General features: G+C 35.4%; 10 protein-coding genes and 1 pseudogene. 8 read left to right on the plus strand and 3 right to left on the minus strand.

Annotation, left to right across the window (positions count from 1 at the left end; all coding sequences use genetic code 11):
• Window positions 1–173: 173 nt before the first annotated feature.
• Window positions 174–753: pseudogene (locus ABEB31_RS12815) on the minus strand (pentapeptide repeat-containing protein).
• A gap of 118 nt (window positions 754–871) precedes the next feature.
• Window positions 872–1351: a hypothetical protein gene (locus ABEB31_RS12820; RefSeq protein WP_347052016.1), complete on the minus strand. Its 480-nt coding sequence runs from the start codon at window positions 1349–1351 to the stop codon at window positions 872–874.
• 225 nt (window positions 1352–1576) lie between these two features.
• Here ABEB31_RS12820 and aspA point away from each other — a divergent pair, with 225 nt between their 5' ends.
• The 6 genes from aspA (at window position 1577) to ABEB31_RS12850 (ending at window position 8485) form a co-directional block, all read left to right on the plus strand.
• A complete protein-coding gene (aspA, locus tag ABEB31_RS12825; protein ID WP_347052017.1) occupies window positions 1577–2986 on the plus strand; it encodes an aspartate ammonia-lyase in 1410 nt (469 codons plus the stop codon).
• 121 nt (window positions 2987–3107) lie between these two features.
• Entirely contained in the window at window positions 3108–4379 is a 1272-nt protein-coding gene (locus ABEB31_RS12830) for a BamA/TamA family outer membrane protein (RefSeq protein ID WP_347052018.1), read from the plus strand.
• A 184-nt stretch (window positions 4380–4563) separates the two neighbouring features.
• On the plus strand, window positions 4564–5238 hold the full coding sequence (locus ABEB31_RS12835; protein ID WP_347052019.1) for a response regulator transcription factor: 675 nt from the start codon (window positions 4564–4566) through the stop codon (window positions 5236–5238).
• A 1-nt stretch (window position 5239) separates the two neighbouring features.
• Window positions 5240–6622, plus strand: coding sequence for a HAMP domain-containing sensor histidine kinase (locus tag ABEB31_RS12840; protein WP_347052020.1), 1383 nt, complete (start codon window positions 5240–5242; stop codon window positions 6620–6622).
• Window positions 6623–6705: 83 nt separating this feature from the next.
• The gene (locus ABEB31_RS12845; protein ID WP_347052021.1) at window positions 6706–7428 is read left to right on the plus strand and encodes a hypothetical protein; all 723 of its coding nucleotides are present in this window, start codon (window positions 6706–6708) and stop codon (window positions 7426–7428) included.
• A 109-nt stretch (window positions 7429–7537) separates the two neighbouring features.
• Complete coding sequence (locus ABEB31_RS12850; protein ID WP_347052022.1) at window positions 7538–8485, plus strand: bestrophin family protein; 948 nt, start codon at window positions 7538–7540, stop codon at window positions 8483–8485.
• A gap of 127 nt (window positions 8486–8612) precedes the next feature.
• On the opposite strand, the gene ABEB31_RS12855 is transcribed toward ABEB31_RS12850, so the two are convergent.
• On the minus strand, window positions 8613–10043 hold the full coding sequence (locus ABEB31_RS12855; protein ID WP_347052023.1) for an aminotransferase-like domain-containing protein: 1431 nt from the start codon (window positions 10041–10043) through the stop codon (window positions 8613–8615).
• A 104-nt stretch (window positions 10044–10147) separates the two neighbouring features.
• On the opposite strand from ABEB31_RS12855, the gene ABEB31_RS12860 reads away from it, so the two are divergent.
• Both ABEB31_RS12860 and ABEB31_RS12865 read left to right on the plus strand, forming a co-directional pair.
• Window positions 10148–11062, plus strand: a complete 915-nt coding sequence (locus tag ABEB31_RS12860; RefSeq protein ID WP_347052024.1) for an EamA family transporter — start codon at window positions 10148–10150, stop codon at window positions 11060–11062.
• A gap of 215 nt (window positions 11063–11277) precedes the next feature.
• Window positions 11278–13542, plus strand: a complete 2265-nt coding sequence (locus tag ABEB31_RS12865; protein ID WP_347052025.1) for an acyl-CoA dehydrogenase family protein — start codon at window positions 11278–11280, stop codon at window positions 13540–13542.
• The last annotated feature ends 72 nt before the right edge of the window (window positions 13543–13614 follow it).

The following is a 13614-nucleotide window of genomic DNA, read 5'->3' on the forward strand; positions in this document are numbered from 1 at the left end:
TTCAAAACAACTTCTGGGAAAAAGCTATGACAGAACAGAATGCGGATGACACCGATTTGCTTTGTTAAAGCGCAGATGAAACTGATTTTTTATCATAATTTGAAAAAATTAAATCCGTTTAGATCCGTGTCTTGCAAAGCAAATCGGTGTCATCCGCGTCTATTTATTAGAACCTACGTTACAATTACATCATGCTTAAACAATAACCCTTTTACTTCATTCAGAGAAAAAACAGCTTTCTTAAGTTTCGTTTTCGATGGATCAATTGTATAATTATAACTCGTTTTAAAATCGGCTTTATTGGCAATTGCTTTATTAAACTCTGAACGGTACAGATCGCAACTATCGAAAAGCACGTTTGTTAGATCTGCTTGCCATAAAATCTACAGCTATAAGACTGCAGCTGTTAAAAGTTGTTCCTTTTAGTTTTAAAGTATAGAATTTAGAAAAGTCGAGAACACAATCGTAAAAGTGGACTTCAAAAATCAATTTATCACACATCGCAAAATTAACTTCTTTTATTTCACAGTGATAAAAAGTGACACCTCTGAAAGCGACATAATTAATTTTGGCTTCGCTAAAAATACAATCGTTAAAAGTACAATCGATAAAAGTTACGGCTAAAAAAGTGCAGGCAGAAAAGTTACAGTTATTAAAAACGCAGCATTCGAATTCTTTAAAATTAAGATCATCTTGGGCGTAAATAATCGCATTATATTCTTTATCAAGAAAATATTCTGATTGTTTTTTCAATTGGTGTTTAAAAAATTTAGCTTTAAATTGCTGTATAGGTTGTATCAGCAAATGTAATTTATTTTAAAAACAACAGAAAATAAAAATACCTCTCAGGAATTTTCTGAGAGGTAATTAATTAGTGAATTAAATTATATATAAAACCAATAGCAAAAAAATATAAAAGGCAACATAAAATATTTACACCCAGTACTTTTATGTATTTATTCGCCACAGGAGCTTCTTCTCTAAATATGGTATAATTAAGTACAGTTGCTACGCCGCCTGCAGCTCCGCCAATTAATCCTCCTCCGAAAATAAGTACAATTGGTAATCCTCCAAATACATATTCGTACCATTTAAGAGACTCTGTCATTTTATACTTTTTGTCGTTTATTTTCAGGACCGGAGCAGAAAAATCAGGGAAACTTGCTTTTGGAAACGCCTTGACAATTTCATCATTTTCTGTTTTAATCAAAAAGGGTTTTCCCTTCTCCTTGCTTTGTTCAACAAAAGCACCGTTTTGTTTTAATGTAGATTTGCCGGAAAAGATATTACTTTCAAATTCAAAACTGTTATTTGAATATTCAGGAAGTGTAAATTTAAAATTTGTTTTCATTTGATTGTTTTTACAGTCTCATAATGAGATGGAAAGATTTTTTATTTTTTCGCGAAATTACGTTTATTTGATTTTTTATATGACTTTTTAAAGCCACAAAAATATCATAATAAGTCAAAAAAAAACCTTTTACAGTATTTAATTTTGTATCCATATTTTTGATTTAATTTCTTTTTTCATCCTGTTTATTTAATGTAGATTTACACTGATTTTAAGCTAATAATTATGGGATCAACAAGAAAAGAACATGATTTTCTGGGAGAATTAGAAATCCCCGATCATTTATATTACGGAATTCAGACTTTTAGAGCCGTAGAAAATTTTAATATTACAGGTATTCCAATTTCAAAAGAACCTTTGTTTATAAAAGCGTTGGGTTATGTAAAGAAAGCTGCAGCTTTGGCTAATAAAGACTGTGGCGCCTTAGATCCAAAACTAACTGAGGCAATTTGTTACGGAAGCGATCAGGTAATCGCGGGTAAATTTGATCAGGAATTCGTTAGTGACCTGATTCAGGGAGGTGCCGGAACCTCTGTAAATATGAATGCCAATGAAGTAATTGCCAATATAGGCCTGGAATATTTAGGTTATAAAAAAGGAGAATACCAATTTTTGCACCCAAACAATCATGTAAATTGTTCGCAGTCTACAAACGATGCTTATCCGTCGGCTTTTAGAATTGCACTTTATTTAAAGATGGAAACTTTTATTAAAACCCTGGCTGGTCTTGAAACCGCTTTTGCTAAAAAAGGGGAGGAGTTTAAAGAAGTGCTGAAGATGGGAAGAACGCAGCTTCAAGATGCGGTTCCGATGACTTTAGGACAGGAGTTTAAAGCGTATGCGACAACGATAGGCGAAGATATTCAGCGTTTAAAAAATGCGCAGGAATTGTTATTGGAAATCAATATGGGAGCAACAGCAATTGGCACAAAAGTCAATGCACCTAAAGGTTATCCTGAATTGTGTGTAAAATATCTTGCGGATGAGGTTGGAATTCCATTAACACTTTCGCCAGATTTGATTGAAGCAACGGTAGATACAGGAGCTTACGTACAAATTATGGGAACATTAAAACGTTCTGCGGTTAAGATTTCTAAAATTTGCAACGACTTACGTTTATTAAGTTCGGGGCCAAGAACAGGTTTAAATGAAATTAATCTGCCTGCGCGTCAGCCGGGATCTTCAATCATGCCGGGGAAAGTAAATCCGGTAATCCCAGAAGTAGTAAATCAGACTTGTTTTTATGTTATTGGTCAGGATTTGACGGTTACTATGGCAGCAGAAGCAGGTCAGTTACAATTGAATGTAATGGAACCGGTTATTGCTTTTGCTATGTTTACGTCGCTGGATTATCTTTCAAATGCGATTCAGACTTTAATTGACAAATGTATTAACGGCATTACAGCAAATGTTGATCACTGTTATAATCTGGTTATGAACAGTATAGGCATCGTCACGCAACTAAACCCAATTATTGGTTATGAAGAAAGCGCAAGTATTGCGGGAGAGGCATTAAAAACCAATAAGAGTGTGCATCAGATTGCCGTTATAGAACGAAAGTTGATTACACAGGAGAAATGGGACGAAATTTATTCGCTGGAGAATTTAATCCATCCAAAGTTTATCACAAAATAAAATTGAAAAAGCTGTCACTAAAACGACAGCTTTTTTATTAGAGAAAAAAACGTAAAATATTGAAAATAAGGACTATATTTACATGAGTATTGGAGATTTTACAGCAATATAAACTTCGTAAATGATAAAATTTTTAAAAAATAATGTCGTTATCCGTAAGTATAAGATCTTAGGATTATTATTTTTTATTGCATCTCCCATAATTGCACAGGAAGAAATTTCGAATCCTGAAATTTGTCCGCCTAAAACTATACTGGAAATTTTCAAGAAGAAGGAAGACCTTTTGGTTGTTAAGCCTACAAAAAATAATTTCTTTCTTATTATTCCCGCGATTGGATCGCAACCCGCCACCGGATTTTTCTTTGGTGCTGTGGCACAATATACTTTTAAGGGCAAAGAAGAGAAAGCAAAATATTCTATTGCCAACGTCGGAATTACCTATACTTTAAAAAATCAGTGGCTAGTTAATATCAAAAACAATATTTTATTAAAGAACAATAAAATCTTTCTGAGTGGCGACTATAGATTATATCTGTTTTCGCAACCTAATTACGGATTGGGAACAGATATAATTCCGCCCAGGCGCGATCGCGATCCGGGTTTTAGTATAGATTCCCTTGCACAGCCCATGGATTATAATTACTTAAAATTTCATCAGACCGTGTCTTTTGAAGTTAAAAAGAATTATTATGTTGGTGGAGGTATTAATATCGATTGGTATTCGAGTATTCAGGATAAAGAACTGGATGTTGAAAAGGGCAATTTTACACATCATTACAATTATAGTCAAAAATATGGTTTCGATGATTTCGAATATTTCCTGAATGGAGTAAGTCTTAATTTAGTTCACGATTCCCGTGATAATCAGGTGAATGCTTCGCACGGATGGTTTGCCAATATCAATTACAGATTTAATCCGGTCTTATTTAACAATCAGGAATATAGTAATGTTTTGTTTGCCGAATACAAACATTTTATTCCGGTTTCTTCAAAAAATCCGCATTACGTTTTAGGATTTTGGACTTACGGGCAATTCGTAACCCGCGGAAAAGTTCCATATTTAAATTTGCCGGCAATTGGCTGGGATCAGCGCAGCAGGAGTGGAGAAGGTTATACGCAGGGACTTTTTCGGGGCAACGGATTGATTTACATGTCAGCCGAATTCAGATTTCCCATTACCTGCAATCAGTTGTTGAGCGGCACGGTATTTACCAATTTTGTCACAGCCAGCAATTCAGATAATAATCTCAGACTGTTTCATTCTGTTCAGCCGGCGGCAGGTATTGGCCTAAGGATCCTCATTGATAAAGCAACAAAAACCAATTTAATTTTAGATTACGCCTGGGGCCATAGTTCAAAAGCTTTTTATTTGAATGCCGGTGAAACTTTCTGATTTGTATGACAGTTATTTTTAATTATATGCTAAAGATTGCAGTCTTTATAAGGTCATAAATAACAAAAAGCGGGCAATCCGGGATGCTTTTTTGTTTCTTCACAATAAAATCATAATTTGTAAAAATGTACTGAATTATATTAATTTCTATTCTTATTTTTGTTGTATATACAAACTTCTTAAGATGAAATTACTGATAGTTGAAGATGAACCAAATCTCTTATCGATTCTGCGCAAAGGATTTGCAGAAAATAATAATGAGGTAAGCGTTGCTATGGATGGTACAACTGCCTTAGAGATGATTCATAATTACACTTTTGATGTTGTAATTTTAGATGTGATGCTGCCGGATATCAACGGGATTGAAATCTGCCGAAGACTTCGGGCCAGCAAAAATTTTGTGCCCATTTTACTTCTCACGGCTTTGGGAACTTCAGAAAATATTGTAACAGGACTTAACGCCGGCGCTGATGATTATCTGGTTAAGCCTTTTAAATTTGGTGAGTTAGATGCCAGAGTCAATGCTTTGTACAGAAGATCACATCAGGAAACTGAAAAAATTGATACCATTACTATTGGCGATTTGGAAATAAACGGACGTGCTAAAACAGTTAAAAGAGGTGCCGAAAATATCATTTTAACAGCCAAAGAATTTAAGCTTTTATATTATCTGGCAAAAAATACAGGCCGAATCGTTTCCCGTGATCAAATTCTGGATAATGTCTGGGATATTAATTTTGATATGAATACCAATGTTGTAGATGTCTATATTACCTACTTAAGAAGAAAAATCGATAAGCCTTTTTCAACCAAACTCATTCATACAATGAAAGGTTTGGGCTATGTGATAAAAACATAATATGGATATTAGAAAAAAAATTACTTTTAACTACGTTGCCCTTTCTACATTTAGTACGTCGCTTTTGTGTATTATTGTCTTTTTCTTATTTAGAGAAAACAATCGATACCACTTTTTAAAGCGTCTGGATGACCGTGCAAAAATTGTTTCTTCTATTCATTTTCAAAAAGATCCGGAAAAGATAAAGTACTATCAAAACCTTAAAAAAAATGGTCTCGAAGAATTGATTGAGGAAGAAGAATATGTTTTAAAAATTAATAGTAAAAATAGTTTTGATTACAATATCAATCTTAATCTTCCCAATACTTTTTACAGCAATATTTTAAGTACAGGAAGAGACTCTTATGAAAGGGACAATAAATATTATCTGGGACAAATTTTTCAGGAAAATAATCAAAAATACATTGTTATTGTAGGTGCAAGAGACCGTAAAGGAAAAGATACCACGATTTATATTGTAAAAATTATGCTTTTTGGCGGAATCGGTTTTGTGATTCTGGCTTTCCTTCTCGGAAGATTTTTGGCTAAACGTGTGATCAATCCCGTGGCGCGAATTACCAAAGAAGTTAAAAGAATTAGCGCATCAAATCTTCATAATCGTCTTCCGGAAGTTAAAAATTCTGATGAAATATCAGATCTTACCAATACATTCAATAATATGCTGGATCGATTGGAAACGTCTTTTGAGATTCAGGCCAATTTTATTAATAATGCTTCTCACGAACTAAAAACGCCAATCACTACCATTATTGCCGAAGCAGAAATTATGCTGCTCAAAGAAAGACAAGTTCATGAATATGTAGAATCTTTAGAAAATATTTACAGTCAGGCTTCCAGATTAGGAAACTTAACGGAAAGTCTGCTTAAATTAACACAAACAGGTTATGACGGTCAAAAGCAGGTATCTGATGTGGCACGAATTGACGAATTGTTAATGGATGTCAAATCTGACCTGAATAAAATTTATCCGGATAACCGCGTTAGTATTAAACTTAATTTTGCTCCCGAAGATTCTAATTTATTATTGCTTCCGTGCAACAAACCGCTGTTAGAACTGGCAATAAATAATATTATTACCAACGGAGTTAAATATTCTGATAACAATGAAGTCTTTGTAAATCTTTCGGCTAACCGGGAAATGATCAAAATTACAATCAACGATATCGGAATCGGAATTCCGCCGGAAGATATTCCGCACTTGTATGAACCTTTCTTCAGAGGTAAAATTGCTGCGAAATATATCGGATACGGTTTAGGACTTCCTCTGGCTTCTAAAATAATCCGAATGCACGATGGCGAACTTCAGGTGCAATCTGAGCAAAACAAGGGAACCATAGTGACCATCATCTTTAAAAAACTGAACATTAAAAAATCTAATGTTTAATTTTAGGAAATTCTAATTTTAGATTAATAACAGTCTAATCTGTCATTGGTTATTTTGTAAGTATAAACTAAACGATTATACTTATGAAAAATTTTCTTATACCTACGACTTTAAAAGATGATACAATCTCGGCTGTTAAATCGGCGGTGAATCAGTCGAAAGATACTGAATCAGAAATTATTTTAGTATTAGTTTCAGAGGTTCCGGACACCTTTTCGTCTTCCAGTTTTTTGAGGGAAATGCGATCCGGACTTTCCAGAAGTCAGGAAGATGTACTGGAAACCTGTCGTTATATTATTGATCATACTCCAAACGTAAAATTAAAAGTCCACAACCAATACGGACTTTCAGCACCGATTTTCAAACGACTGATTGAAGCTTTTTCTGTTAAGTTGGTCATTCTTACGCATTCTTATAAACAGGAAACCAAGAAAATCTATCAGTATTTGATACAATTAGCTGGAAATCAAAAATGTCCAATCCTGCATTTAAGTACAGAAATTAATAAAGAGGTCTTTAATAAAGCACTTTATATAGAAAATTCAAGTCGGAATATCCATGTAAAAGATGTTCAGGAGTTTCTGAGTGCTAATTTTTCCTTCGAAATTGTAAGTCAGACGGCCAGTTTTGAAGATAACTACGAAAATGTAGCACCACTTTTATCAGAAGCCATTTCAAAACATAATATCGATATGTTGGTAGAAACCAGAAAAGGCGAAAAGATCAAATTCAATAAAAGAAAAAAAGAAAATGTCAATGAAAAACTGGGACTTCCTGTTCTTTCATTGTATGAAGAGATGGTGTGAGATCTGAGTTACTAAGATTCTCGGGCTCTAAGTTTCTTTAATTTTTAGTTCTCAGAACCTTAGCATCTAACACCCTTATGCCTTTAAAAAATAATTTAAAACCGAAAATATGTTATTAAAGAAAAGAATACCAATGAAGTACGTTCTCGGGAAAATTAAAGTAGAAATTGCTCTTGTATTGGCTTACACTATTATATTTGAAATTTTTCATCACTATTTTGTAACGCTTCCCGTAGATATTCCAATTGCAATTCCGACCATGATCGGAACTATTATTTCACTTTTATTAGCTTTTAAGTCCAATCAGGCATATGACAGATGGTGGGAGGCCCGAATTGTCTGGGGCGCAGTTGTAAATGATTCCAGAACCTTAATCCGCCAGGTACTTACATTTTATAAAGATCCTGATTTTTCTGTCGAAGCCAGCGAATTCAAAGAGAATTTTGCCAAAAGACAAATTGCCTGGTGTTATAGTTTAGGGGAATCTCTGAGAAATAAAGATGCTATAAAACCGCTTAGAGGTTTAATGAGCGAAGAGGAAATCAATTATATCAGGAATCACCAAAATGTTCCTAATGCTATTTTAATGCTGCATGCACGAGATTTAAAAAACGCAAAAAACGAGAAAAAAATCAATATGTACCAGCAGGTCGAGATTGACAATACCTTATCAAGGCTTTGTGATGAAATGGGAAAATGTGAGCGAATTAAAAACACCATTTTTCCAACTACATACAGTATGTATATTCGATTAACGCTGTGTCTGTTTATTTTGCTGCTTCCTTTCGGATTAACCAGCGTTTTGAGCTGGTTTGCAATTCCGTTGATTACTGCAATTGGAGGGGTTTTCTTTTTGATTGAAAGAATGGCCATACATTTACAGGATCCTTTTGAAAACAGGGCAACAGATACTCCGGTAACAACGATTGCCAATACAATTGAGAAAAACATCAAACAAATGCTGAATGAATACCAAAGTGAATTTGATATTCTAAATGAATTCCACTTAAAAGACGAGCCTAAAAAAGTCGAAAAAGGCGTTTATTATGTCTTATAAAAAATTAATTAGGTTATGTTAATTGTTGACCGGACAGTGAGTAGTTGCGCTGTCCGGTTTTTTTGTTCTAAAGTGAAGGTTTCTTAGCTAAGCTAAACTATGTTGTCTATTTAAATAAATGACAATATTAGCTTGTTAGCTGTTTATGTGCCAATTGACCCAAAGTCTGAATTGCAGCACGAAGCTCATTAGACCATGGTAATCCAAAACTCAATCGCATACAATTTGAAAATTGATTCTGGAACGAAAAAATCCTTCCAGGCGCAATACTAATAGTATGCTGCATCGCTAAATGATACAAAGCGGCTGTATCGATTTTCTTATCCAATTCGACCCATAGGAAAAATCCACCCTGAGGCTGACTCACCTTTGTTCCCGCGGGAAAAGATTCTAAAACGGTATTGATGTAGTTGATGCAGTTTCGATTCAAAATCTGACGAATTTTTCTAAGATGATTTTCATAACGTCCGTTTTTTAGAAAATCGCCAACCACTTCATGAGTAATAGTAGGAGAGGATATTGTATGGTATAATTTTGTTCTCAGAATTTCCTTTTTAAATTTCCCCGGCGACACCCAACCCACGCGGTAACCGGGCGCCAGTGTTTTAGAAACAGAGCTGCAGCAAAGTACAATTCCGCTTTCGTCATACGTTTTGCAATTGGTAGGCCGGCTGGAGCCAAAATACAAATCACCGTGAATATCGTCTTCAATTAAGGGAATATTATAAAAGTCCATTAAACGAACAATTTCCTTTTTATGCTCCACTGGCATGCTGCTTCCCGACGGATTACTAAAATTACTCATCAAAACACAGGCTTTTATTTTATTGGATGAAAGCGTTTTTTTAACGGCTTCCAGTTCTATTCCCGTTGTCATATTGGTAGGAAGTTCCATCACGTATAAACCTAAAGATCTGGCCAATTGCAAAATACCAAAATACACAGGACTTTCGGTAATTATGGTATCTCCGGGTTTTGTCAAAGTCAGTAAACAATCAGAAATAGCAGATATGCAACCGGGAGTTGTAATAATATCATCTTCAGTAAGTGAACCGCCCCATGAAAAAGACCATCGCGCAATTTCTTTTCGTAAATTACTATTACCCTGAATTTCTTCATAACTCGTACCGCTGTTGGGCAGCTGGCGCATTGCCTGAACCATTCCTTTGTTTAGTTTTGCAATCGGAAGCAATTCATTAGAAGGAAAACCAAGTGAAAGCATGGTAACATCTTTGGCCCGCATATCGCCATACACAAGATCGATTAAATCTTCCCGTTCGATATTTTCCAGACTCAAAACAGGTTTACTGGAAGAAGGTTCTGCAATTATCCTTGCCGAAATATTACTAACATAATAACCCGATTGTGGACGCGCCTCGATTAGCGAACGGCTTTCAATTTCGTAATACGCCTTACTAACCGTACTCATACTGTAACCCGTTTCGGCACAGACTTCACGTATTGAAGGCAATTTGTCACCCACATTCAAAACGCCCGATTTAATTTGTTTTTCGATTCGGTCGGCGAACTGTAAATATAAATAGCTGGAATTTTTCATAAAATGAAACTGTTATGCTGCAATTTACAAAAACTGTATCTGTATTGCTGTTTTATTTTTTAGAAATTTGCTGCATCAAAGAAATAAATTCAAAAATCGATTTTGTGAAAACAACAAAATATTACATAACAGCCATTTCCGCCTTTAGTATTTGGGGACTTTTTAGTTTGGTTTTGAGACCAATACACGATTATCCGTCATTAGATATTCTGTTTTATCGTGTTTTTAGCTGCGCTGTTTTAATGGTTTTAATTGCTCTTTTGTTCAAAAGACAAAAAATAAAAGAAACGATCGCGATTTTTAAAGCTTTACCAAAATCAGAACAGAGAAAATCAATTTTGCTGAATATCGGCGGAAGCGCTTTCCTGATGGCCAACTGGTTTACTTTTATTTATGTAATGAATCATATTAGTGTAAAAGCCACTTCACTGGCGTATTTGGTTTGCCCGATTTTAACCACTTTGCTTGCTTATTTTATACTTCACGAAAAGCTTTCCAGAATCCAGTGGATTGCTGTCGGATTAAGTATTTCCGGATGTTTACTCCTGTCTTACAGCGCTATAATGGACATGGTATTTAGTATTATTATTGGTCTGACATACGCTTCTTATTTAGTAAGTCAGCGCGCCAATAAAGGCTTTGATAAATTTGTTGTGCTTACATTTCATATCACATTAGCCGCTTTGGTTTTGCTTCCTTTTTTTCCGGTTTATGCAGGACCGGTTCCCACAGAATTGAAGTTTTATTTTTGTATCGAAACCATTGCGGTCTTATTTACAATAGTGCCGCTTTTCTTAAACCTGTACGCGCTTTCGGGAATCAATTCGTCAACCGTGGGGATGTTGCTGAATATAAATCCGATGATTGCTTTTGGATTGGCGGCCTTTGTTTTTAAAGAACATATCAGCCCTTTGCAAATTACGGCATACGCCATTATTTTTATTGCGGTGTTAGTTTTTAATTCACATCATATTTTTGCAATAAAGCAAAAAATGACTTCCATATCCAAAGATTCTTAACTCGTAGTTTTCATATTTTTTATTGGTTTAAAATCGAAAATTATAAGAACCTTAACAGGATATGTAAGCAGGAATGATTATTTTTCATTCCTGCTTTTTTATGCAAAAAAGTGAAAAAGGTTGCCACTAATTCACGATTAAATTATCAGAATAAAAATTGATGTTATTCGTGAAATTCGTGGCGAAAAAACTATTACAAACCGAATCCCGTTTATATGAAAAGTTCTAAACTTCAAGCTTTTACTCCATTATTTTATTTAGTCTGGTCAGATGATTTATTAACCCCAAAAGAATTTGCAACTTTAAAGGAGTTTATAAATTCCTTGACCGTTTTATCTCCAGACGACAAAGAATATCTCATTTCAAAAGCTGATATTTCAAATCCGCCTTCGCGAAATGAACTTACACAATGGAAATCTGATATCGAGAAAAGTATACAGGATACATCGTCCATCAAATCGATTTTTGATATTGCAAAAGCACTTTCTGCAGGAGATTTGGATTTAACGCCAATTGAATCTGATTTCATAAAACTCGAAAATGATTTAGGTATTTTAGGCGAAGAAGCTCTTCAGAATTTTAAAACAAAAGCAGGTACCTATACAGCAGATTCCCAAACCAATGCCAGTTTTGATATTCAGAATATAACAAAAATTCTGGACGGAAAAGAGGCTGCAATAATTGCGAAAGTAAAATCGGTTATTTCAAGACCCGAATTTGCGTATGAAACTTCTACAGATATCCATGTTTTCAGGGAGACTGTTTACAGATGGTGCAAAATTCTGGCAGATGAAAATCTGGGAAATATGGCCTATCCAAAACGTTATGGCGGAGGTGAAAATATTGCCGATTATTTTGCGATCATGGAAACACTGAGTTATCATGATTTAAGTCTGGTAATAAAATTCGGAGTCCAGTTTGGACTTTGGGGAATGAGCGTTCAGTCTCTGGGAACAGAAAAACATTATGCAAAATATTTAAAAGATATCGGTTCGCTGCAGCTTCCGGGTTGTTTTGCCATGACCGAAACACATCACGGATCTAACGTAAAAGGTCTGGAAACTACCGCGACTTACAATCACACAGAGAAAACGTTTACGATTCACACACCCAACAAATACGCTCAGAAAGAATATATAGGAAACGCAGCGGTTCATGGACAGGCGGCTACAGTTTTTGCCAAATTGATTATAGACGGTCACGATTATGGTGTAAATGCCTTTATAGTTCCATTGCGCGATTCTCACGGAAATGTGGCAGCTGGCGTAACTATCGGAGACTGCGGACATAAAATGGGTTTAAACGGTGTAGATAATGGCACGATTAGTTTCGACAATGTGGTTATTCCGAAAGATAATATGCTGGATCGTTTTGCTTCTGTAAATGAAAAAGGCGAATTCGAAAGTCCGATTCCTAGTGATAACAGACGTTTTTTTACAATGTTGGGAACTTTGGTTGGCGGCAGGATCGGAATTCCTCGCTCGGCTCTGGCTGCTGCGAAATCAGGTTTAACAATTGCCATTCGCTACAGCGATCAAAGAAAACAATTTGGTCCGGAAGGCGGATCTGAAGTACCAATTTTAAATTACAGAATGCATCAACGCAGACTTTTGCCTCATTTGGCCAAAACGTACGCTGTTCATTTCGCACTTCAATATCTGACGAACCGTTTCCTAAACAGGACAGAAACAGAAATGCAGGAAATTGAAGCTTTGGCCGCGGGAATGAAATCGTACTCGACCTGGAGTACCAGAGATATTTTGCAGGAATGCAGGGAAGCGTGCGGTGGAAAAGGATATTTATCTGAAAACCGAATAGATGCCTTAAAAAATGATACAGAAATCTATACCACTTTTGAGGGCGATAATACCGTTTTAATGCAGTTGGTTGCCAAAAATCGTCTGGCAGAATTCAGAAAATCGTTCGGAGAAATGGGTTCGCTGGGCATTATAAATTATGTTTATGAAAATGCTAAAACAGTAATTGCAGAGAAAAATCCAATTGCAACGCGCCGAACCGATGACGAGCATTTATTAGATCCCGAATTTCATTTACAGGCATTTGTTCATAGAGAAAAAACAATTCTGGCTTCGGCAGCAAGACGTATCAAGAAATTAATTGACGGAGGATTGGAACCTTATGATGCTTTTAATGTTGTTCAGCATCAAATGATAGATGTGGCGCAGGCGTATTTAGAAAGAATTGTGCTGGAACAATTTCAAATTGCCGTCAACAAGATAGAAGACGAGAATTCGAAAGCAATTCTAACCAAATTAAATCAGCTCTATGCACTTTCGCAAATAGAAAAAAATAAAGGCTGGTATCTGGAAGACGGTTACATGGAAGCAGTTAAAACAAAAGCAGTGCGCAAAATTGTAAATCAGCTTTGTTGGGATATTCGTCCGGATGCCGTTGCTCTGGTAAATGCCTTTGATATTCCAGAAAGCTGTTTAGCTGCGCCAATCGCCGCTAATCTTTAAATTCACACTCAATCTTAAATGATTTCAAGATGTTTCTCTGAATAAAAGCAACATCCTGAAATCATTTTTATG

The organism is Flavobacterium olei (genome assembly GCF_039749035.1).
Lineage (GTDB): Bacteria > Bacteroidota > Bacteroidia > Flavobacteriales > Flavobacteriaceae > Flavobacterium > Flavobacterium olei.